19 protein-coding genes are annotated in these 24,256 nt (G+C 41.5%); 2 read left to right on the top strand and 17 right to left on the bottom strand.

Going from position 1 to position 24,256, the window contains the following annotated elements; genetic code table 11:
- Window positions 1–76 precede the first annotated feature (76 nt).
- The 9 genes from ACOT0L_RS17295 to trhI all read right to left on the bottom strand — a co-directional run bounded on the left by ACOT0L_RS17295 (window position 77) and on the right by trhI (window position 9,590).
- Entirely contained in the window at window positions 77–298 is a 222-nt protein-coding gene (locus tag ACOT0L_RS17295) for a hypothetical protein (protein WP_000192120.1), read from the bottom strand.
- Window positions 299–370: 72 nt separating this feature from the next.
- Entirely contained in the window at window positions 371–2,377 is a 2,007-nt protein-coding gene (locus ACOT0L_RS17290; RefSeq protein WP_000762700.1) for a VWA domain-containing protein, read from the bottom strand.
- Window positions 2,378–2,453: 76 nt separating this feature from the next.
- On the bottom strand, window positions 2,454–3,581 hold the full coding sequence (locus ACOT0L_RS17285; protein WP_000174396.1) for a DUF3150 domain-containing protein: 1,128 nt from the start codon (window positions 3,579–3,581) through the stop codon (window positions 2,454–2,456).
- Between the two features lie 63 nt (window positions 3,582–3,644).
- Window positions 3,645–3,818, bottom strand: coding sequence for a hypothetical protein (locus ACOT0L_RS17280; protein WP_001176645.1), 174 nt, complete (start codon window positions 3,816–3,818; stop codon window positions 3,645–3,647).
- Between the two features lie 131 nt (window positions 3,819–3,949).
- Entirely contained in the window at window positions 3,950–5,008 is a 1,059-nt protein-coding gene (locus tag ACOT0L_RS17275) for an ATP-binding protein (protein WP_000063335.1), read from the bottom strand.
- 57 nt (window positions 5,009–5,065) lie between these two features.
- Window positions 5,066–6,043 carry a hypothetical protein gene (locus ACOT0L_RS17270; RefSeq protein WP_000810361.1) on the bottom strand — a complete coding sequence of 326 codons (978 nt, stop codon included), beginning with the start codon at window positions 6,041–6,043 and terminating at the stop codon, window positions 5,066–5,068.
- Window positions 6,044–6,103: 60 nt separating this feature from the next.
- Complete coding sequence (locus ACOT0L_RS17265) at window positions 6,104–6,481, bottom strand: hypothetical protein (protein WP_000120822.1); 378 nt, start codon at window positions 6,479–6,481, stop codon at window positions 6,104–6,106.
- Between the two features lie 57 nt (window positions 6,482–6,538).
- Window positions 6,539–7,411: a hypothetical protein gene (locus tag ACOT0L_RS17260; RefSeq protein WP_000041927.1), complete on the bottom strand. Its 873-nt coding sequence runs from the start codon at window positions 7,409–7,411 to the stop codon at window positions 6,539–6,541.
- 394 nt (window positions 7,412–7,805) lie between these two features.
- Window positions 7,806–9,590, bottom strand: coding sequence for an IncHI-type conjugal transfer helicase TrhI (gene trhI, locus ACOT0L_RS17255; RefSeq protein ID WP_000517885.1), 1,785 nt, complete (start codon window positions 9,588–9,590; stop codon window positions 7,806–7,808).
- Window positions 9,591–9,769: 179 nt separating this feature from the next.
- On the opposite strand from trhI, the gene ACOT0L_RS17250 reads away from it, so the two are divergent.
- Window positions 9,770–10,642 (top strand): hypothetical protein, encoded by an 873-nt coding sequence (locus tag ACOT0L_RS17250; RefSeq protein WP_000771834.1) that lies wholly within the window; start codon window positions 9,770–9,772, stop codon window positions 10,640–10,642.
- A 28-nt stretch (window positions 10,643–10,670) separates the two neighbouring features.
- Here ACOT0L_RS17250 and trhN read toward each other — a convergent pair whose 3' ends face one another.
- The 8 genes from trhN to hdtA all read right to left on the bottom strand — a co-directional run bounded on the left by trhN (window position 10,671) and on the right by hdtA (window position 23,220).
- Window positions 10,671–13,859: an IncHI-type conjugal transfer protein TrhN gene (gene trhN, locus ACOT0L_RS17245; RefSeq protein ID WP_000776701.1), complete on the bottom strand. Its 3,189-nt coding sequence runs from the start codon at window positions 13,857–13,859 to the stop codon at window positions 10,671–10,673.
- 18 nt (window positions 13,860–13,877) lie between these two features.
- Window positions 13,878–14,933, bottom strand: coding sequence for an IncHI-type conjugal transfer protein TrhU (gene trhU / locus ACOT0L_RS17240; protein WP_181231580.1), 1,056 nt, complete (start codon window positions 14,931–14,933; stop codon window positions 13,878–13,880).
- A 144-nt stretch (window positions 14,934–15,077) separates the two neighbouring features.
- The gene (locus tag ACOT0L_RS17235; RefSeq protein ID WP_001256132.1) at window positions 15,078–16,589 is read right to left on the bottom strand and encodes a TrbC family F-type conjugative pilus assembly protein; all 1,512 of its coding nucleotides are present in this window, start codon (window positions 16,587–16,589) and stop codon (window positions 15,078–15,080) included.
- Window positions 16,576–17,088, bottom strand: a complete 513-nt coding sequence (gene trhF / locus ACOT0L_RS17230; protein ID WP_001286760.1) for an IncHI-type conjugal transfer protein TrhF — start codon at window positions 17,086–17,088, stop codon at window positions 16,576–16,578. Before trhF ends, ACOT0L_RS17235 begins: the two co-directional genes overlap by 14 nt.
- Before the next feature lie 277 nt (window positions 17,089–17,365).
- Window positions 17,366–21,670, bottom strand: coding sequence for an IncHI-type conjugal transfer protein RSP (gene rsp, locus ACOT0L_RS17225; RefSeq protein ID WP_001232109.1), 4,305 nt, complete (start codon window positions 21,668–21,670; stop codon window positions 17,366–17,368).
- A gap of 119 nt (window positions 21,671–21,789) precedes the next feature.
- Window positions 21,790–22,344 carry a plasmid transfer protein gene (locus ACOT0L_RS17220; RefSeq protein WP_000235773.1) on the bottom strand — a complete coding sequence of 185 codons (555 nt, stop codon included), beginning with the start codon at window positions 22,342–22,344 and terminating at the stop codon, window positions 21,790–21,792.
- 8 nt (window positions 22,345–22,352) lie between these two features.
- A complete protein-coding gene (locus ACOT0L_RS17215; protein ID WP_000836981.1) occupies window positions 22,353–22,778 on the bottom strand; it encodes a hypothetical protein in 426 nt (141 codons plus the stop codon).
- Window positions 22,768–23,220 (bottom strand): H transfer determinant A, encoded by a 453-nt coding sequence (gene hdtA, locus ACOT0L_RS17210; RefSeq protein WP_000952689.1) that lies wholly within the window; start codon window positions 23,218–23,220, stop codon window positions 22,768–22,770. Before hdtA ends, ACOT0L_RS17215 begins: the two co-directional genes overlap by 11 nt.
- Window positions 23,221–23,663: 443 nt before the next feature.
- On the opposite strand from hdtA, the gene ACOT0L_RS17205 reads away from it, so the two are divergent.
- Window positions 23,664–24,256, top strand: a 593-nt coding sequence (locus tag ACOT0L_RS17205; RefSeq protein ID WP_191153311.1) for an IS5 family transposase, incomplete at its 3' end; no start/stop codon positions are given.

The raw sequence follows: 24,256 nt of genomic DNA, 5'->3' as shown, positions 1-24,256 counted from the left end.
GCCTTCTGCGGTGCAGAAGACAGGGAGAAACCCACAACGCAGAATTTAAGAAAGAGGGCCCGGGGGCCCTCAACATTTATGCTTCAGTCGTGAAGCCATTATTCTCAAGACGCTGTATGTAGTTATCTACAAGTAACGCAGCCTGCTGGCTATTACCCTCCGCTATAGTGACTTCGCGGAAGATTCTTTCCTGAGGGCTATCATTGCTTATAACTTCACCAACACGTCCGAAAATACGGACTTTATGCATCGCACCGACTTTTTCATGTTCTACACGGTAAGTTTTTATCTGAGTCATATTTTGCTCCTTATTCCTTCATGGAGCAAAAAGACCCACCGGGGCCTTTTTGCCCCGATTGGGTAGAGTTTATTAAGAAAGTATTTGATGAACTAGCTTACTGACTTCAATAGACAATAAAGAAGTATCATCAACTGTTACGAAAGTGTCCGTTTCAAAACCAATTATTTCATCAGTCTTAATACCAACACCAACGATTTCTATTCCATTACATTTAGCCTTTTCCATAACTTCGACGATAGTAAATTCCGATTTATTCGGATAACCATCAGTTATAAGAAAAATTATTTTCCTATCGAATTGGCTGTCAAGTAACAGATCAACAGCTGCCATTAAAGCAGATCCCGTAGGGGTATAATAACCCTTACATCCAAGAGTGAATTTCGATAGAGATTCCTCAACGCTTTGATCAAACGTTTTGATAATCTCAAATTCACTTTCCTTGAAGGGAAAAACTATATTGGAGACATGCATTTTTGACAAACTTTCAGCGGCCATCGATAAAGCAAGATCTGACTTAATGGCATGAATATATCTTTCATCATTAGCCATTGACGCTGAAATATCACGAACTAATACGAGGCCAACATGCCCTCTATTTTTAGATTCGCTTTGAGCTCTGAAGACATCACGAACTCCCATTTGTGACAGAATTAATCGATTTCCATCGAAGGTAATTCCACGCTCATGAGTTTTGTTTCGGCCACGCATTTTAACCTGCTGTAAAACAGACAAGTCGCTACCGATTGAATGACTCAGAGACAAAGCCTCATTGTAAACATTCAAATCGATAAGGAGATCAGGGATATCCCATTCAGAAGCACCGAATTCGGCTTTCACGTCATCGGATACTTTTGATGCAATACCTTCAATCTCTTTAGCCAAAGCATCGTGATAATCTTCGCTATCCTCATCACTGCTAAGAAAGGCATCCAACAAATCTGCCAGTATCTCCCATTGAGCCGATGAAAAGTTACTTTCATCTTCAACGTTAGTCGAACTGGCTTCATCTGATTCACTCTCGGAAGGGTTAATCGCATCAGTATCGTCTTCAATAATGTTATCACCCGTGGGATTGCCACCGGTGGGTTCATTATTTCCCTCGTTATCTTCAGCAAGTTCTGAAGGCTCAGAACATCCCTCTTGAGCAAGATCAGCGTTATCGGAAGTATCTGCCTGACCTTCACTATCGTCCTCAGAATCATCCTCACGACTATCAGTCGACGTAAGCGATTTATCTTCTGATTCGGTATCGGTATCGGTCTCGGATTCATCATATGCCTCCTGCTCCTCCTGCTCTGTCTGCTGCTGTTGTTCCTTTGCCTCATCCCGCAGTCTCTCTAAAAGAGCCAGGGTCTTACGAGCAAGGGATTCACAGCCCTGAGTATTTTCACAACCAAGAGCATCATGAAAAATTTCCTCAACATCAGAAATTACTGGAGAAAGTATCTTTTGGGCATAGTCAAAAAACGGATCGAGGGTTTCTTTGTGACCTACCTGCTGAAGGACTTTTACTCGCAATGAGTTAAGCAGATACCACTCAATAAATAGGACAGGATTTTCCGGACGAGAAGATATATCAGGAGTCATCCTTCCGGCTTTAACCATCAGTGCGTAAGTGGCTGCAAGCCGCCGCTTTGCATCCGGATAATCGTTACCAACCTTCTCTTCCATCTGTACATCATCGAACAGATTTATAAGCCCGGTAAGACGTTTTGCCCTGCTATAAGCTTTACGTTTCTCAGCGAGGCTCTCAAACTCTGCATTCATTCCGTCATCGAAGCGTGTAAACCCTTCAGATGACATGAGAACACTATTAAAGGCGTCACTGTAAACCTCACTGACGGTATAGCGACCATGACCAGCTTCATGACAGGTAAAACCTTCAATCAGACTGACAAAGTCATCATCGCTATAATCGCCGTTTGGTAAAACACAAACTTTATTGACAGGATCAAAATACGGTCCTTTGGTATTGTCGTCTATTACAACTCTTACATCGCCTAAGCCGCTAATGACTTTTGCTATATTCTGTAAACGCTTAATATGGCGCGGCGATGATTTAAGATCTAATTTCATAGAATACCTCTTTATAAAAAGGGGTACTCACCCAGATGGTGAAGTACCCATCTGGGGTTTTTAATAAAGCAAACAGTTACCAGCCTTTGAGCTCGATATCAAAACCATTTTCAGCATTGTCTTCCTGTTGCGAAACTGATTTCTCAGGTTCAGCTACAGAATCAGTGTTTGAAAACGTGCTGTTTTTTATATCGTTCTCTACGACAGGTTCAACCTGAAACACATTTGTTGAATCTAAAATAGCTTCAATACCTGTGTTCTGTAGCGCGTTCGGTTCTGTTTGTGAGCTTTGATTAAATGATCTGGTAATAGATTCCAACCAGTCAGTAACCTTTTGCTCTCCTGAAATAATACGCTTTAACATTGAAGCATCACTCATGAAATAAAACCACTGCTGTAACACCGCAACGTCGCGAGGTTCAGAAATGGCACCTTTAGGTAAATTATTCATTATGTGTTTTATAGCTTCTGCAAGTACTGCCGCCTCTTTATGTATAAACATGAAGCTAATGATCTTATTTTGCATTTGCTTCAGTCGGTCAATAGTACTTGAGCGCAAATTATTATTTTTACTAATTTTTTCATAAACCCTCATTGCTTCTTCTGCCAGATCTGTTATCAATTGTTCCTGATAGTAGTCCTGGGTTTCATCACCTTCAACGCTAATAGGCGTAAAAGGAATAAAGTGAGCAATATTAAATCTAAAGGATTTTATGAAATCATCTTTAGTTAATTTCAACTGATCAATCAAAGAAGACATTCTTGGGCTTCTATTTTTTTCAGCCTCAATATGCATCTCATAATTGTCTACAACGTTTTGAATACCTGCCTGAAACTCTCGTTCAATCTCTTGGGCCCCTTCCAGAAACTCTTCCATACTGGAAACTGGTAAAATCCACATATTGCTATAGCGGATGCACAAGCGTGAGCAAAGGGTTGATATTCTGCTGGTAATCGTACTTTTGAAGCTAAGGGCTTTTATGTCAATCCAACGTACTTCGCTTTTAGATACGCTTTTTTGATCCGTAATATCATCTCCATCATAAGACAAATCGATTTTATCGGTTCGACGCGATCCTTGACAGCCACTTATTTCAATTTTTGTTATAACTGCACCTTCCAGTAAATCTGGATATGATTTTGCAAAATTCTCAGAGATTTGTTTTGCAGATACTTTGTTAAGCATTGAAGTATTTAAAGTCATGGGTTTCTCCAAAAAAAAGGGGAAACCCTCCCCAACGGGAAAGATTTCCCGATAGGGTTGATATTAAAGCTTCTCTGGTGCAATTAAAAGAATACCGGGAAACTCAGCGGCAACATCATCATTGCCCATTGCTCCCTGATACATATAACCTTTTAATTCCATTTCTTTAATTAGACCTTCCATATTTATTTTACCATCATGATAAAACAATAAAGAATAGTCGTTATTCAGTTGCATAAGTCCAGTAAAATTAGTTCCTTTTTTTGCTATAGCAATGGTAGCAGCACCATCCGTACTTAAAAACGCACTAAATTCAAGATGGGATAACTCTGAGATACAAATATCAGAGGTTTCATAACAAATCCCATCTAACTCGACTTTTTTGCTGTGAAATACTCCAGCGATTTATCCTTGTCTTCGCCAAGAGAAAGATCTATAGCTTGAAGAACAAGATCGACCACATGTAAAGGTAAAGCAGAAGCAAAAGCTATTTTGAAAGTGTCAAGAAGACTAAAGGTTTTTAACGTCATCGACGTGCCAACCCAAGCTACTAATTGACGAATATCCATCACACTGTCTTCTGTACCAGAGTCATTTACTGCAATCGCTACTCTTACGAACTTCTCAATGACCTGAAAAGGCAAAGAGCTATATCGTTTAGTAAGCACATTGGTTAAAGCAACTTTGTCGGGCTTCTCCATTTCAACTATCAAGAACCGCTTTATAAAAGCTGCATCTTGACGTTGAGAAGAAACGAACCGGCGAGCGCCTCCACTCATGTTTGTGTTTGCAGTACCAATAAATCGCGTGTAGCCATTAGCAGTTATAACCTCACCACCATTAGCACTGAGTGACCAGGGCTTACGTTCAATGGGCATGTGAAGTTTTGCTGCCGTATCAGGATCGATTTTGTCCACTTCATCCAGAAGAATGAGGTGACCATTACGAAATCCCGTTACCAAATCGCTGTGTACAAAACCTGTATTACCACCATTAAGACTGCGCTCACCTTCAAGCTCATCAACTCGAATATTGCTGTTGATCTGCTTAATTGTCAGCGGCCAATTCATCATGTGGCTAATGTACATTACCATTTCAGTCTTGCCAGAACCGGACTCACCTTTAAGACACACACTTAAATCTATATCCGGACTGATAAGCAGTTTAACCACTTGTTCAAGTATTCGGGGATTTGGTATGTAGTCTTTGTTCAGCGGAGCTCGATACGAGGTTTTAGTTTTGAAAACAGGCACAGCCATCTTTGGATCCATTTCTGGAATACCAAAAAGGTCCTTTGCTAGAACTAAAAGATACTCACCTTTATCCACATAATGTTTTAACTTTATAACATCCGGGGAAAGAAGAGCTTCTAATTTTTCATAAGCATCAGAAGATGTTTCATTTAACTTCATAGCGGCATTAGACATTTTTAACTCCGGTAAAATGCAAACACCGCCCTCTGGCAGATGTTTGCCAGTGGCATTTTATTTGAGATTCATTTGGCAAATAGTTGCCATCAGTTTCCTGATTTGAGGCACATTATAACCAAGATGATTTCCCACTATTTCAAAAGCTTCAGACATGATCCATTCAAAATGATTTTCGAATATTGGATTTATTTCTAACTTGCCAAAAGCGTTTCGTTTAGTTAACAGATCACATGAAACAAGCTCGTCAAACAACTCTAATGTGGATTTAAAAGCTTTTATGTAAACATCCATAATTTCCCTGTCAGTCCATTTAACAGCCAGTTTTTTTTCTGACATTAAATAATCCTGATCAAAGAAGATGTCCCAGCCCATATCGTCATTGCAATCATGCAAAATGATTTCATCATCATTCCTGCATTCAGCTAATTTCGTGTTTTCACTAATCGAACGATGCGAATGATAATAGAGCCATGATTTTAATTCCGCTCTAAATTCACATGCATCAAGTCCATGAGATAAACAAGTGTATTCAAATGATTTTGACATATACCACCGTGTTTCAGCTTCTAAAAGTGGATTCACTGTGATATTACCATTGTCATCTTTGAAGAATAACTTTCTCCTCAACACTAGTTCTTTAATGATTTCCAAAGACTCTTCCATAGCGGATAGAAAAACAACATACACATCCTCAGGGGTCCATTCTATTACCAGACCACCCAAATCTGGGTTATATTCTTCAACCGAATATAGATAATCTGTTTCTGCTGCAAAATTAATTGTATGCAAAATCTGATTTTTAAGTAATTTGGATTTTTCATAAAGGTGATTTTCACGCCTTTCAGAATCATAATTTATCTCAGAAATGTTACTTTCATCTGATTTAAAGTTTAATCCGGACGTGTATGCATCATTTAAATGCTCTTTGGGTGAATCAACTATTTGCGTTATTTCATCTTCATCTATATCGAATATAGAAAAAAAACTAAGTTGATTACTACTTATTGCAGTAGCCCTAAATTTTTGTTTCATGGGGACTCCAAAAGGAGAAATCCCATGAAGGGATTTCTCCCCTTTAGGGTGGGTTTAATGTCAGATCTGATTAAAGCTACTTTGTCCAAAACCTTTTAGAGGTTTAGGTATGTGAGCCAACTTACTTGTTGCTACCACTCTCATGTAGTCAAGAGGATGTTCTCTCCCTTCAATCATAATAGTATCGACAACAATATAACCGGAGACCATCAACTCATCACCCTGATTTATACCAGTGAAACAGGTTGAATACATTTCAGGCGACACCTTGATTTGAACTGAAAATTCTCTCTCAGTGATTTCACCATCAACTTCTGTCTTCATCCTATTTTTGAGCTTTATTAACAAACCTATACTCTGGTCAGTCATTTTTTTCTCCACAGCACTGATAACTATCCCGGACACTTTTACTTCATTGATATATTCAAGATATGACATTTTCCGCTCCTCGATTTGTTCAAAGAGAAGCCCCGTTAGGGTTCCCCCTTAACAGGATTAAATAAATTTATTAGTTACATACATGAACGTGCAGACTACCAAACAGGCAATTCCGGCAATATGTAACCAATTTCTTGTTGGTTTAGTTGGTGCAATCGCTAAAGAGTTCTCCAACTTCTCTGTTACAAGACGTCGATTCTCTGCTTTAGCCGCATCATCTAAATATTGAGTTTCACGCTTAGCGAGAGTCTCAATTTTCGATTTTATTGCATGGTCCCATCCTTTAGTTTCAAAAACGCTTAACTCACTAAAGGTGTGCGTCATGAGATCTTCTGGGAAACCCAGTTTTTTCATTAACGGACGAATGGTATCATACATTTTTTCTACATTTTCGTAGTGGGCCTTTACTGCGACATCAAAACGCTTACGTAAAGTTAATTTTTCACGTTTGCAAATGATGTCCGAAACCCAATTTATTAACTGCTCATTTTTGAGTTCACTGGCTTTTTCAAGTGAGTAATCCAGATTATCCACGTCAAGAAATGAATTTAATCCGTATTTTTCAAACTCCTCAACAAGATATTTATCCAGTTCAGTTAAGCTTTTAAAAAGTGGTACATCTGGGGAAGCTTTAAGAAGCTTATAAGCTCCTTCGAAATCAATTTTCTTGACCACGAGCTCCACAACATCCACATGATAATAGCTTGAATAAGCAGAAAGCTTTTCGGCCAACAAAGACACAGGCTTAAGAGACTTAAGTTCAATGATATTTGGGCCGTCCTCATTCAAAATAACAATCAGTTCATTATCACGTTCTGTATATTTCATCAGAACTTCTAAGAGCTGTTTGTTTAGCGCCTTATCCATCTCTGGAATAATTTCACTAAAGGTTTGATGAAGGGCTTTACTGCGAGCTTTATTTTTAGACATTTGGGGTCACCTATATATAGTAAGAAGGAAGAAACAAATTTTTGTTTCAACACGAAGGCAAAGCCTGTCATTCATCTCCCGTAAGCTATGAACCGCCTGATTTATACTATCTGGCATTAGAAGTACGCAACAAAAATAGCCCCAGGAGGAGCTAAATTAGTTACGGTTTGGTAAATTCAGATTGCCTTTTGCAGGCATGGGAAGTGCACCAGCGACAAAGGTGACATTTTGCCGGTGGTGTCTTACAGCTTGTTTAAGCTGGCCGCTTTTCACGGCTAAATCAACGCTTAACGCGAAAGTAACTTTAAGCAAAGTTACTCAAATTTGGGAGCTGATATTTAAGCTCATTGTTTTTATACTATAGCTTTAAGCATAAGTAAATGCCCATATCGAATTATTCTGTATAAAGTGGAGAAATTCGAATATTAGCTGCTTCTTTTATCTTTTCTTCACTGCATTCTCTTAAAAAGAAAGAAGGATCACCATACCACATTACAAAAAGTTGCTTTTCTGCACGCGTAAATCCAACATAAAGCAAACGTCTTTCTTCTTCTATTGCCTCCTCCCCAACTGATCTTTTACTTGGTATCTGATCCGCATTACAACTCATTATTATTACTTTATTCCACTCAAGACCCTTTGAACCATGCAAGGTTGATAGGACTACTTTCTCTGGGCTGTATTCCTCGTCCTTCTTCCTAGGGCCTAATGACATTGCAGCAGCACGATTTATCATATTCATCCAACCAGTCTTTTCTGCCCACTGTTTACAAGTGTCTAAAGCAATTTTTGTTAAGGTTGCTGTACCTTTATTACTCCTCATCTTGATTGACGACGATTCCATCCATTTCGTAAGGTTGGCGAAACGTTTTGCTATCTCAACTTTATCAGAACTTTCCTGGGTAAAGCGCACGAAGTTTGAATGTAATGTTTTTGTTTCGAGAGAACTGTCCTCCGGGATGGCAAGGTCGCCAAAAGTAACTTTTCTTCCTCTCATACTCAATGCCACTTCATCCAAAACTGATTCCTGTTCTCCAAACAATGCCAATACTCTCTTCATTAAGCGAGGATCATTTGATTGTCGGAAAAAGGCCATAAGGCTTAACACATCGCTTGTTTCTTTTTCATCCCAGAATGATTTACCTCCGTAACGAATTACTGGCTGTTCGATCAAACTTTCTAGCTCATCCAAGTGAGCATTATTGCGGCTTAGAATTGCCCATCCATGTGGATCCTGATTTATAAGGCTTAAAATACCCTGTATCTGTTCCTCCATATCTACATATGAACGAAAAGTGACCTTTCCCCCTCCCTTTTTTGCCGAGCGTAACTCTTTGGCATAACGGTAAACATTCTTTCCTATCAGTGCTCCGGCCACCTCTAAAATTTCAGGTTCACACCTAAAGCATGTGTTTAAGTAAAATATGTTAGGTCTGAAGTGTTTTTCAAACTGTTGAAATATTTTGACTCCTCCTGAGGATCTGAAGGAGTAGATGGCCTGATCATCGTCTCCAACTATACTCGTATAGACTCCAGCTCTTGTATGCAATGCTATCCATGAGAATTGTATAGAGTCAGTATCCTGAACTTCGTCTACTATCAAATGTGTCAAATCTAACGTGCGCATTTTTCCCGAATGCATTTGACCGACAACAAATTTTGAAAGAGCATTGAGGTCCGCCACATGGTCTTTCTGGCATAACGCCTGATAGGTATTAAACAAATGGATCTGTTGTCTGTTATGCCGAACTGAAATCACATCCGTATCCATTTCTCTGCCGATAGCATCAATAACGAATTCAGCTTCAGCAAACTTCATCGTTACACCGGATTCTTTCAAAGCCCGGTGAATGACAGATCTCTGTGCTGGCCCTATCAACATCTTTCCCGGCCAGCGAATCATGTCCAGTTGCTTCTTAACGAGTCCGTGAAAAGTATCCACCAGCACCCGGTCAAGATCCTTCTTGCTCAATCGCTTTTGTAACTTTGCTGCAAGTGCGTTTGTTGCAGCGCGAGTAAAGGTCACCATCCCGATTCTTGCATATGGATACTTTTTGAGAATCGATATAACCGCTTCTATCATGGTGAACGATTTGCCTGATCCAGGCGCTGCTATCACCATATTGTTTGCGCTAGCATTCTCGATAACAGGTCTTTGCTCTTCTGTTGGCTTACCCATTTCAACCTCATTACTTCGTTTTAATAATTATACATTTTTATAAAAGCGCTTTTCTTGTGTACTGCTGGTTCTACTGGAAATCACTTTTTTTCCTTTTTTATGCAATCAGGTTGTTTGTGAAACGCGTGACTATGGAATAATGGTTCCATCTCCAAAAGACATTACAAAAAGGGCTTTAAATGAAACTTTTACGTTTAGTATCTCTGGTCTCTTCTGTCGTCATTGGTTTTTCCCTATCGGGTTGTGCCGGTGACACCGGCACTACGCCAGGCACCGCTCTGAATGCGTACAGTCACGGCCAGTACTGGCATGCTAATGCAAATGATTCTGTCGCCAAGAATGCCTATTCGTTTGCTGGTTTCGACGTTAATTTTAAGGAGCAAGAGGTTACTCCTGGAGGGGATGCCGACAACTTTCTTTCTAAGTATCTCATCAATAGTTCGATGGGCTACGTAACAGGCGGTCTAAAAGGTTTTGGGATCATGAGCCTCAGCTCTTTGTACAGTTCTTCTGACGCCGAATACATCCAGGTCAATCAATACCTAGTGTTCGTCCCCAATCCAAAAAAATTGCCTTACAATGATGAAAGTTTGGTACGTGAGGGAGCTAAGTATGTTTTTGAGCATACAAAAGCAACTCAGGCCTCATTTGGATACAACCCTGAAAAACAGAAAGCAGCTCTGGCCACATGTAAAATTGATATGGCAGTCGTCAATAAATGGAGTACCTGTGATCTGCCCTCTAAGCCTGATGCTGATGTTTTCCCTACAGATTCAATGTACAGCTTTCAGGCGATTCGCCCCGCAACAGGAACCGAAATTCCTGAGCTAAACCTTCCCGCTGGTGATTACGCTGTAATTCGTTATGTGTTCATCCCATTTAAAGGAAACGAAACAAGCGCTGATTTTTCGGGTATCATTTTCCGTTCTGATAGCCCAAATACAACAACTCCAGGGGGTGTTGCAGCCTCCATCAACGGAAAAGATTATTACCTCTTTACCGGTGAATACGGTAAAAAAGGCTTCCCAGAAAAAACATTGAAAGCCAAGTAATTAAAAAAGGGGCCTAACGGCCCCTTCTTCAATATTTCGGCAACTGCTTGCCCGTAACCGGATCCAGCGTAGTTGAACCTACCTCACATATGGCCGGTCGAGGTAAATAGCTACAATCTACATTTTCCTCTTTTATAGCCTGAGCATTTTCTTGTCTGGCCTTTATCATATTTTCTTCACCGCCCATTGCTTCCTTGGTACGTTCTGATGGAAGTTGATAGTTCTCATTCTGGAATGGTAAGTTTTCCACAATTGATTCTTCGGAGAATTTTGAATATTGATCAGGAACTTCTCCTACCTGAACTGCATCATTAATCCACTCCGTCAGATCAATTTTATCGAAATCCAGTTGCTGTATTTGCTTTATTGATAGCCCCACGCAATTAGAGGCGACAGGGTCTATTCCTAATTGCGGATAAGCTTGTTGCATAATAACGCGTGACAACATGGAATTATAACAGCACATGTCTGTTGCTTTTTTAACGCATTTCTTTGTGAAACCAACATTCAGATATTTGACGCATCGTTCCGTATCTAATGTAAAACAGGATTTTTGATTCTTATGAATAGAAGCTTCCATCTCTTTCTGGTCGCATGCTACCAACATTTCTAAAAGCATTTTAGTGACCTGATAGGCTGTATAAATCCAACCGATCACGTTTAATGCAAGCATAAAGTTTTGAACCGCAGCCGAGAAGACAACCTCTCCTCCGGTAGTAGCAACGTTCTTAAAGACAAAGTCACGAACTGTATCTGGTAGCAATTCGTAGGCTTTCTTCATTGCCATCTGCTTAAGCTGACCTATACCGAAGCTGGACATTGTTTCCTGTGCCAACTGGCCAGCACCTCCTGCCCCTCCAGAAGTTGCGGAAGACCCAACTGCCCTGCTTAGATTACCAGCGACGTTTTCATATACGCTCGTTAAGGAGCTCGTGACGTTGTTCCACATTTGCCCTACTGTTTTACCAGCTGATGCAGTCCACTCTCCGACCGCATTAGACATAGAAGCCCATGTACCTGTATCACCGCCGGTCCATTTTATTAGCTGAGCATTAACTCTGGTCCAGTTTGTGTTTCTGATCATAGATCCGGCAAGCATGATACCTTCAAGTGCTCCTGCGGTTCCCTGTGGTGCTTCGCAGCAGTCCGTCTTTGCCAGGCCATTTACAAAGCCTACTGAACGACCACACCATTCAGGTTTTCCTTCAAAGACGGAACATGAATTGGCATCGTTAGGGTCTTCGCATTTGGCTTCGCCCTGCATGTACTGAACCATGTTTGAATAAGCCGCAACTTTTCCAAAATCGTTGTTCTCTTCCTTTGGCCCAGTTTCGCATGTTCCACCTGAACATGGGATCATGCCAACACAGGCATTTGTAGAAGATTCAACCTCCCGAACTACATCCTTCCCTCTGTCACAGGTGTATTTCTGTTCATACATGTAGCAACTGTTAGTGCCCTCATCGAACCAACCCTCTGCACATGTTTGTTTATCGAGTACACATGCTGCATCATTTTTATAAGCACTACATGCATCAGGCATACTCTTTATTTCTTCATAGTTGTAACAGAGGTCCTTTCCATTAGCGTCTTTCATAATTTTTCCACTAGCGTCATAAGAGCAAATTTTGTCTTTGGCCAATGGATCACAAAAGTAGCCTTCAAGGTTTGTCTTCCAGGTAAGAAATCCTTTATCACCTTCATACAGAGGCTTTGCCAATGAAAGCACGCTTTCCGGAAGCCGTTTTGTGCCAACATCCATATCTTTAAACCGATCGAAACGGCAGAATGTATTCGGAGCTTGTACAGCATCGTAACAACCAGCTGGTTCCTGGACGTGCTTATCTTCGAGCTTCATATTTTCAAAAGTCAGCTCAACCTCAAAATACCCTTCACCCTTCCCACCAACCCATACTCTGGATGCCATTGTCACTTCTCGATCAGGCTCCTCATACACCGATTTTCTGACCTTATCAGTCACATCGTAAACCTTGTCGAGTTTCCACGATTTTTTTAACTCCCAAGATCCCTTAGGAGCCGGATAGTCACTTTCTCGATATGCACCATCTATGTGAGCAAAAATCTGCGTGCCATCAAGTGTTACCCGCATGTGGTCATCCCACTCCGCGTTAACAATCTTTGCTGAGGCCAATTTTGCATCCGGATGGAATTTTAATGTCAGTTCGTTATCATATACCCCGTCACTCCAGTAGTTGTCATCACGGCGACCAAACCATATACGCACACAATTATCGCCGCACATCGACATGTCTCCGTTTCCGCCTGAAATGTAAACAGGGACTGAAAAATCACGGGTTATCGTGCAGCTGCTGAAGTTATCTTGCTTAGGCGAGTTACAGTAGAACTCTTTGTAATCAGGATAGTGTGTGGTTACTGTTTTTTTAGAGGTCTCAACATTACAGTTCTGAAGCCAGTTTCCAGTACCAGCAACAGCATTTGTTATCTCATTTCTCCCCGCAGTAAACATGGGATCGTTAGGCTTTATAGATGATGCCGGGTTGTCCTTGTTAGCATTTACGAGGGTGCGGTAGGCAACGCCATCATAACTTTGAGCATCAAATAACTGGCTTTTCCGATTCTTTATATCGTTTACAAAGCCATCCTCATCCCCATAACGATCTGCGGCATTGAACTTAATATCGCTGTGCTTTTGCTCTGAGCTGAAAATCTCTCCGGTATTTGTTTTGGTTCCAGGAGTAGTATTGGGATTACTGCTTATACCAATGTTGCCATTAGCATCCCGAGAGAGCAGCTTTGCCCCTTCCTTGGTATAGTTTGAATTGATTGTCCCTCCAGACATACTCGGCAGTTGTACGGCGCTACCAATGGACTTTCCATCGGATGCGGCATTTTTCATGACACTTTCATTTGAGTTCCCTGCCCCATACTTTCCGAGATTAAGATTAGCGGATTCGGCTTTACCCACGTATTTCTCGGTGATCTTCCCACTGACATTCTCGCCTGAATCCGCATTCTTGTACTTCTCAACAATGTCCTGAGCACTGGTTGTCGCATTGCGATTTGCGTTAGGATTAGCAAGATTAAAGTTACTTTCGAGCTGGTCAAATATAGCGTCTGCCGCATAAATACGAGGAGTCATTACCATATTTATGAGAGAGATATAAAAAGCCCAACTCATAGTATTGGCAATCATTGATGCAATAATAGTTGAAGCTATCGTTTTTCTAAGTTTCATTATTTTTACCCTTAGAAATCAAGCGCCTGGTATATATCTGACGCAACAGTCATTGTAACGCCACAACATATAGACATAATTATCATTGCCTATTTTTTTGCGCCCACCTTTAAGGGTTGACCAGTCATGTACCGAATCACCAAGACGATGACAGCAATCCGGCCCTTTCGCCTCAGGAGTTGGGAAAAGCATTGAAAGCCGATACTGGGAACGAGGTGTAAAGTATTCCCACGTTTTCTCACACATTGCGTCTGCTCCCATCGTTCGCATCAGCATTCCCTGGCGATGTAGTTTAGTCAGAAGACGCTGGGTTATCAGTGAACTCGTCCTTACAGCGTCATCATTTGCGTAAATGTGGCCGGTTAATGGATAAAGGTTGCCATCGCATCCGGCACAAAAGTATGCAGCGAGATTATCCTTTCCTGCTGTTACTGCTACACAGTCAGCAGCGCACACCATTGAGGCAATTGGGTTTGCAAAAACTACTGCCTCTGGATTCAGGACGAGTGTAAGCAGATCACTTTCCCACATAGGGTCCACTTCGCTTATATAGGTCAGGCTGGCATCTATATAGGGTTCAGCAGTGCACTCGCCAATAATCAGTAATTTGAGCATTGTCATGATTGGGAACTCCCAAAGATGAACATCGTAAAATCCGGCTTCAGTTGCTGTCATTGGCTGATTTGTGTTGCTTTTACCAATATCAAACTGCGATTTTTGAAGCATCGTGCCTTCAAGAAAGGGGCTGCACCAGGGGCTCTTTACAACTTCTACAATCTTCACCGGCTGAAAGAAGCTCAATTGCCAACCTATTTCCGGTACGCCGTTCTGATCTGTGCAGTAGCAACCCGGACGTGAAGGAGCAGCGCCTTCTGGAGCTGCCCCTATGCCCATTATCCTCATGGGAAAAATGCAGCTCCAACAGATATTCTTAATCAAGCCCTGCCACACTCCAGCTGACTGACACATAGCCCCAGGGACTCCAGCATCTGCTGCCATAGCCATACCCGGTATAGAAAGCGAAAGCATAACTGCTACAATGAACTCTAAAAGTAACTTTTTGAATTTTTTCACCATCATGCTCACTTGGATGTAATAAATGTTGCAACACTTTCGATATAGTCGACGGCTTTGGTAAAATAACTTCTCATCTGGTCCGGATAATTTAGCGTCAGCCATGTTGCAAAGAGAGCGCCTATAATAAATCCGAGTTTCATCTTATTTTTCCTCTGAAAGATTTGGGGCTCCGATACCACGGACTTCTGCCTCGCTAAACAGGGTGATCCGGAATTTATCTTGGTCAGTAGTTATAAGCGCAGGTGTGTTTTTAATCTGAAAGCGTGAGATGATCTGTTCGTTAACTTTAAACACCTTACCGTTAAATTTTTCACGTAAATCATTTAGGTGATCCCATCCATTATCTTTTTGGATACGGGTAAACATTGGCATTACTTTTCCACTACCCAGACGTTGTCGATACTGCTGCTCAGCCCATACCAGCTGGCCCGGATTGAGTGGATCGAAAATTATCATCGTCAGGTTTTGAGGAAATCTCGAAAGTGGATTAATCAACTCACCGGCGGAAGCTATTACACGGCCCTGCTTATCTTTTACGTCCTGAGTGACCCTCACTGTAGGGTCAATTAAAAATTCTTTGTGTTCCTGGGCAGGAGGGAGGTCGACCATCCATTGATTTTTCCATGTGTCAGAAACGGCCCTTTTTTTTGCACCTTCCCAGTCATATTTTTGTGCACGTTCTTCCAGTTCTTTAATGATGCTCTTTTCTTCAACGGGATAAGTGGTACCAGCAACCGGGAAAATATCCTGATCGGGTTTTTTAGCAAGTTCTCGCTGAAAAAACTCAACGTTGAAGGAGCCTACCATTTTTGCAAAACGAGCTTGCTCCCTAGAAATAATTGTCGGTACTTGAGTTACTTGATACTGACTGAAGCTATCAGGATCAATTGTAATCAAAGGAGATTCAAATTTTCCTTTGACAATCATTTGGTTTATTGCTGCCTGTGTCTCTGGTAGCCGAGTAGTTCCTTTCTTTAGACCATTGAAAACTACACGAGCTTTATGCTCTGAGGCCGTACGTAGAAGGTCTTCCAGTACATAATCCGGCAAGCTAAATGAAGCAAAGATCGTTATTCCATTTTCAGTTGATAGTGCTTCTTCACGTGTGCTATCCATTTTTCTTTCGAAGTCAGCAGCTGTGATGCCCGAGGAACCAAACAATTTTTCGATATTTTTAGATTGTCCTCGCATGACTTCCGGCTTATTTTCCACAGCTTTCAGAGCCGCTTCATTAAGGCTGGCGTTTTCTTGAATTTCATCACGTCTTCTAATTATATCGTTGACAGCTTCAGAGTTATTACTTTGGGCCCTGATAGCCTGGGTATGGTCTATAACTGCTTGAACACTATCCGCATTCATACCGGGGACGTAACCACGGTTTATTTGCTTGCTCAGGTCCTGGTTTTTTTGGAGTGCTTCAGCTTGCGCTATGTACTTCTGCACATCTGGTGATTTTAGCGTAGCATCAAGGCTAAGAGCCCCATCTGGCTGCTGTGCACCTTTAGCCTGTGCCCCAAGCCCTTTTGCTTGCTGAGCGATTAGGTCAGCATCATGTTGATACTCAGTGCTTGCATTTGTATTACTTAAAACTGCACATAACGCAAGTCCAGGAAGTATTGGTAAATATTTTTTATTTACATTAAAAGATCGCATATGTTTTCCCAATTACTGAATTCAGCTTTACTGTTCCCCAAAAACGGGAATCCCATGAGTGATCGGTTTGCCCAATTAGGAAAACTTCGCCTTCAGGAATTATCAATTCTTTTTCAATCAAAATGGACGGAATATTGTATTTCTTCGAAATACGACGTGCATTAGCTTCAAAAAATTTGTCCCCGTTATAAACCCCATCCATTGTTACTTTAAGTTTGTCACCGCCCACACCGGCAACAATTTTTATGACTCGTTCATTTTCTGGGATAAAACGTACCGATTTCGGCATGTTAAATGCTATGAGTTCACCAGTTTTAATACTTTTATCCGAATGATCAATCATATAAAAATCAGCAGGCAGGCACCCATTCAATAAACCGTATCCAAATGTATAACGGGTGAAAAAGACACACATAACGAGAATCAGCAATAAAATATTAAGGGGGACATACCAATCCAGTATAAGCAGCCCTCTCTTTTTAGGTATGTAGTCGCTCATATTTTTCTCACTGGCACTGAAGAATATTTTTACTAGGCAGATGCACCTCTATCCAAGTAATTATTATCCATGTTTTTCAACGCTCGGAAGTCTGCAAACCAACCTAATATTCACCTATAAGAATGTTAATTCCTCAGCATGTATACGCAGCTTTGTTAGCGGCCATGAAAGATGCCTTTGGAGCAAAGTTACTTTCCGACATTAATTTTTCAAAGGTCCAATTATTGGGTATAAAAAAGCCGGGACATAATGTCCCGGCTTTATATTTAAAAATTAACTACTCACTGCTTGGTATTGATACAGTGTTTTCAGACTTACTTGCCTCTTCAGCCGGTCCGAAAACTGTCACGTGCTGTGTTGCAAAGTCTCCACTATCATCATAAGCAATTACTTTTATGTCCTGCTTACCACGGTTAAGGTTTTTAGAAAGTGTAGCCGTACTACCGAAAACGTTCCTTAATTCGCCGTTGATGAACCATTCATATCTAACCATTTTTCCATCAGTATCATCACATTTATTGGTAAAGCTCCAGCTTAGGTTGGTTTCCGTGTAGCTCAATGTACAATTAGGCACTGCGTTTTTAACGACATCAAACTCAACAGATGCTGAACCTCTCTGTCCAAGTTTACTAACAACATCAATTGTAATCTCGTATTTCTTTTCTTTTAAACCCGAGATCAGTTGAGCCCAATAATTTTTGCCGCTGGGTATTACTTCACCGTTCACCTTGTATGTGACCGTATCTATCGAGTCCGCCGAATGAGATAGCTTGATGTTTGACCTTAAGGTTACATCGAGTGGAGCTCTCATATATTTGTTAGAGAACTTGGGTGTCATCTCAACGTTCATTGGCGTTTGTTCATCGACAACAAAGGTATTTTCGATACGCTGTTCATTGTTTCGGTTATCTTTGAAAACAACCATCAATGTATATTTGCCAGGATTTTCAATTGTAAATTCTTTGGTGTCACCTTCATCTTTAGTGATTACCAGATTCTCTTTGTCGTAGATCCATTCACGGGAATAAGTAACACCAGGATAGTCTCCATCCTTAATACCGCTCAACGCAACGCGTAGGGTGGTCGGTGCCATGTCGTATTTAAGTTTGGAGCTTATTTTCATCTCGGGAAATTTATAAACCCACGATTTGACAGAAACTCTACGGGTAGAAACCGTATTCTCCTTATTGTCCGCTAACCATGCACTGTATTCAAAAGCAGCATATCCCTGTTTATCCAACATTTGCTCAGTAAGGGTAACAGACAGTGAAGAGCCCTTAAATGTCTGGCCATCCGGTGTTTTCCATTCTTCAACTACGTTATTACCATTCTGGTACTTACTGTTAGGGTTCGTGAACTTACCTTCCAAAGTAACTTTTTGACCAACCTCTACCTTTGAAACCCCCGTTACCGAGACAGAAAGGCGCTTGGGTTTTGCGGCTGCCAACCGAGCAGACGTTTCCTTCCATGAAGACTCCTCTGCCAGTTCATCGGAATCAAGGTAACGCATCCGGGCATAAATCGTAGACGGTAGGGTATCAGCTGAAGCCACAGTGTAAGTTGTATCTCCCTGCACCCAGTTGACTTTATCCTCTGACCAGAGAACCTCAGCGGTGCCTGCTGGTATAGGTTCATCGTTATCAAGCAGGGTTACAGGTATATCTGAGCCCTGAAGAATGTCTGTAACATCTATACTGAGCTTAGGCTGCTTGTAGGTAACTACCGTTAAGGCATCTGTGTAGGAAATCTTGGATGTGAATTTATTAGTCATTTTTGCCCTATAAAGCCACTTTCCTACTTCTGTCTTTTTGATACTTACACTTCTCTTTCCGGTCATGTCGGAAAGCATGGTCCAGGTTTGACCATTATCAGAGGACTGCTGCCATTCGGTGGGGGCGAGTGCATCAGAGTTAGCCGTACTGGCAGATTTGAAGCTTACCAGAGTACTAAGTGGGATCCTTCCGATAATAAGGCTTTTCGACAGGTTACCCTCCAGTTCCTCACCTTTATAGATTCGAATGCCTACAGCACTGGTCTCACGTTTCATTTCAAAATCAGAGAATGGCGATCTGACCTTAGCCACACCAACCAGACGCATATTACCCAGATCCATATTTTCAATTTTAATCTTGGTTTCGACAATGCCCGCATCATTGACCGGCAATGCTTCAGTCAGCGCAGTTCTTTCGTATGTAGTTTTATAACGGCCTGTTTCTGGATCTTTGCCGTATACACTTTTTTGAGAGTATATCGTGACGTCCCATTCTCCCATTGTTTTACGGTCAAATGCACTTTTACGTGTGGAGTTGTTATAACGCCCCACTGTTACCTTTAAGGGCACTTCAAGAGATGTGGCTGTTTTTTTGTCATCCACTTCCATCGATGCTCGAATATTGAAATCAGGCACCGTATATACGTTGAGGGTGTCTGTAGTTCTTAATTCTGGATCCTTTGAGTATTCTACAGCTATGTCAAAGACGTTCTTTGTCCACAATGGTGCAGCAGCAACCTTGACCCTTTGTACAAAGGTCGTTGCATCGTTGTTTGAGGAACGATTTTTAAATGACGTTTTGACAGCCTCAGAGCCGTTTTGAGAGACGATCATCGTAACGTCAGCTGGTACCACCTTCGCTAATATTCGAGCGGCCTCCCCCCCGGTCGTATAAGCCAGAGCAGTGTTCGGATTGATGCCTGCTATGACTTTATTCTTTTTGTAAGAGATGATCGGGTTGTATGGTAATTGTGTGGTCAGAGTACGGCGATTCCTTGCGGAAACCGCTTTAGAGCCCTTCCCGTTAATCATATAGACTTGATAGTCGAGCAGATTCTCACCTGTTTTATTAAAGAATCCAGTTAGACCCGGGGTACGTCCTTTAAAATAGAACTCCAACCCATCAGGGACATTGTTCCACTGAGGGTAGCATGCTGTAACATCTGATTTTTCCCCATACCAGGCGAGGTAAGCATTCGCATTTTCCTCTGTGGTAAACAGAGTGCATTTATCACCAGCTGTTTGACTAAGCAGGTCCGTATACTGACGTACGCGCGAGTAAAGAGTTACGTTTTTTTCCAGATTCTTAAGAGTGAATCCAGTAGGTTGATAAGTGAACACGGTACTGAAATTTACGTTTTTTCCATAAAGGTTTTCAGCCACCACAGTAATCTCGTGATCCGAATTAACTGCTAAATCGTCTCCAACCGGCAGGTAGTAAATACCTTTATAATTTGTAGGTGTTAACGAAACTACTTTGTTGTCTATTGTTACTGATTTTATGTCAGCAACCCCAGCCTGCCCCTGGAAAGCTGCAACGATAATCTCGTTCAGGAAGTATACGGGTGCTCGTTTAGTTAATACCTGCCCATCTTTGAGAACCATAAGCGTTGGGTTATCAGACAGCATCAGTTTGCTTTCAGGCTCAGTGTACGTAGAAGAGTTTTTGCTCGTATTTTCTACTGTAAAAGTCGCTGCGTAGGACCCGTTTATAAGATCCGTTAAGTCAAAGATATAGAGGTACTCATCACCGACTTTTTGAGGTCCACTTACCGGCTGTAAAGTTCTACGTAAAGGGGTTGCCCAGGACTGTTTGAAATCAATCTCAGTGCCATCATCTAAAGTCACTTTAGTCGTCGGCTTAAACACGCCATCCGGAGTCATAGTGAGCGACATAGCTGTTGGGAGCCACCATTCACCTTCTGTTTCTTGCTGGGGTACCTTAACGGCCACAGCAACGGTTTTGGCTCCGGTATAGATGTCCTGGCCACCTACTTTGATTGTTTTAGCCTCATCGGTAAAATTCCAAAGTGTATGGTCTACTACAGGAGGCCGATAATCCCAGTTAACAACAAGCTTTTTGGATTCAGGAGGTGCGAAATAATTATTCTTAGAGTTTGCTGTAATTGTGATATCACGTGAACCCAAAAGTTCATCTGTATCACTGGCCTTAATGCTTCCAACTTCAATGGTACAGGAAGTTCCGCCAATAGGTACTTCACAGGCGGAGCCTGAACCTATTGAGATGTATTGAATATAATTGCGGGGTTCAACAGAAACAGCGATATCTTTGATCGCTTCATCCTTTAAATACGATTTGAAAGAAAAGCCGTCATAGACTAATCCGTTCAGGGATGATTTAAGACCGGTGATAGTTGGTTTTACCGGTGCCACACTTTTGATTGAATATTCACCTTTTACTATTTCAACTTTTTTCCGTTCAGAACCAGAGAAGTAAGAAATCTTGTAAGGTAGTTTTAAATCACCGGTGGTGTTGGGAACGCCTGAAAGAGTGAAGCCGTTAGAAGTTAATCCCAAGGTATTGGGTAACCACTCGAAAAAACAAACGAGGTTATCAACAGAGGAAGTCGCTCGATCATCAACCGTTACATTACAGGCTGTGCCTGCACCTGAGGCAGTGATAGTGTTAGAATTAACGTATGCAACAAAGTCGCCCGGCCCCGGGTCAAAGGATACGGCTGGCAAATCAGCCTGTAGCTTTCCTGAAATCATAATCGCTTCAGCATAGACCGCTTTAATCGGAGCAATTAAAGAAAACAACAGGGCTAAACCTAAACCTGATTTTCTCATGACGAATACCTGTTTTTCTGAGCAAAATTAAACTCACTTTACGATGAAAAACAGAAATATCCGTTCGTATAACATTTAAAAAAACCTGTATTTTTCCGTATATTCCGTATGTTAATGCGCTATTTTGAATTCTTGGCTTCAGATAAGCGAAGCGCGGTAATTATAGACTCGGAGCTTACCCAGGGCGTTTTTTGAGCAAGATATCCAAGTATGTAGAGGCCAATTTTAACGCAATCCATTTGTGAGACGGGGACCATGTGCATGAAGGGTTTTAAGCCATCTTTATCGACTGGAACTATCCCTGCGGATAACAACAAACCGCCCCTCTCGTTTGGGGTAACGCTTATATTTTTGTATACGACGTGGCCATGATGTGAGGTTTTCCTCTTATCAATCTTTAAAGTATGCATGATTCTAAGAAATACAGATGCCATCTGCATAACTTCATTCGTCGACAATTTTAGAAGTACAGAACGGTTTGAGCCCCAGTCATAATCTTTTTTTGCGTTCCTTGGAGCGACGTGCAATGTAAGATAATAATTATCAATCTCATTTGAAAAAGGTGAAGGTTTTGATGAGCTAACATCTTCATTGTTCATCTCAATGACAAGGGCTGCATCCTGACCAAATGCTTTAACATTATGGTTTTTAAGAGCGAAGTCTGAAGTTGCCATATAAAAAGTCACTTTTGATAAAACCACATACCGCCTAATGATTCATCATCGGCAAGATGCTTGAAATTTGATAGTGTAAATCCTGTTTTGGTTTCAGAAATCACCAGGCTGTAAGATGCCGTATGTACAAGGCGAGAATTGTTTAGATCAAGATCATCACAAAAACCAGGGCTTTTGACGGGGTCAGCCTTTTCAACAAAAGTTACTTTTGAAGCGATGCCGTTGATCACGATTTTCTCGTTATCAGCAATTTTAATGTTTAAAGAAGGCGAGCTTTTATCACATGGCAGGAAGAGTGATGTCTTTTTAAATGTGTTTCCAGTGAAGTCCAAAAGGTCAGGTTTAACCGGAACATTGTTTAGGATTTTATAAACTCCAGCAAATGCACATAACACAACAAAACCAGATAAAACATATCTAATCTTAGACTTCATCCCCCAGTTCCTCTCCTAAAAGTTTTAACGCGCTTACGCACATAAGCCTCAACTGATACAGTAAGTTATCAGCGGTTATTCCACCAACGAAGGTAACTGTACGTCGTATTGATGCTCCGCCAGGCTCGCACTGGATATGGCCAATACCAGAATCACGGAGGAAGTCATTTTCTGCACTTACAAGGTCTGACTCTACAGGTGGAATGATAACTTCAATGAGTATTGTATCAACTGGGGCCCACTCCCAATCGAACTTAAGAGAGGAAATTGGGGATATAGAAACAAGAAGCTCATCAATATTAAAAATTACGGGTTTTATTCCCATAACCTCAGACTGAATGAAGTGGCTTTCTACCATAACTACCGGAAACTCTGAAATAGTCAGAACTCCGATTAACTGGTCTCGGCGTAAACCATGTATTAGTGAGTTGCGAGATAGCATTCGATCAGCCTTTATTATAATAATCAATCATTTGGGACAAGGACAAAAGGGATTACAGAAACGAAGATTCTACATGAACATCGTTGTCAGTGACCTTAGGTCCATCGGGTATAAGGGTATCAAAAAATCCTTACATAACCATTAAACCACAAAGACTTTTTACGTAAAATAATAATTAAGTACCAGATTTATTAAGATAATTCTTAGGTTTTTTACAAATTTAGGAAAAATCCGCACTTCCTGTAACAGCATCCAAATTAACCTAAAATACCGTTTCATTAACAGTAATTTTACAGATTCAGCTGAAGCCTGAGTTTATTATAACAAAAAAAAGGCCAGCAAGTATGCTGGCTTTCCTGGTAAGACAAGTTGAACTCAGAAGTCGATTGTACTGTCTCTCACCTATCTTGCGGCTTTGTTGAATAAATCGAACTTTTGCTGAGTTGAAGGATCAGATCACGCATCTTCCCGACAACGCAGACCGTTCCGTGGCAAAGCAAAAGTTCAAAATCACCAACTGGCCCACCTACAATAAAGCCCTCATCAACCGTGGCTCCATAACTTTCTGGCTGGATGATGAAGCTATTCAGGCCTGGTATGAGTCAGCAACACCTTCTTCACGAGGCAGACCTCAGCGCTATTCTGACCTTGCCATCACGACTGTGCTGGTCATTAAACGCGTATTCAGGCTGACCCTGCGCGCTGCGCAGGGCTTTATTGATTCCATTTTTTCTCTGATGAACGTTCCGCTACGCTGCCCGGATTACAGCTGTGTCAGCAGGCGGGCAAAGTCGGTTAATGTCAGTTTCAAAACGCCCACCCGGGGTGAAATCGCACACCTGGTAATTGATTCCACCGGGCTGAAGGTCTTCGGTGAAGGCGAGTGGAAAGTCAAAAAGCATGGCCAGGAACGCCGTCGTATATGGCGAAAGTTGCATCTGGCAGTTGACAGCAACACACATGAAATCATCTGTGCAGACCTGTCGCTGAACAACGTTACGGACTCAGAGGCCTTCCCCGGGTTAATCCGGCAAAC

This window comes from Enterobacter cloacae complex sp. XAL002, assembly GCF_049236805.1.
Taxonomy (GTDB): domain Bacteria; phylum Pseudomonadota; class Gammaproteobacteria; order Enterobacterales; family Enterobacteriaceae; genus Enterobacter; species Enterobacter intestinihominis.
Note: the sequence above shows the minus strand (reverse complement) of the source record. Positions and strands in the feature narration are given on the sequence as shown.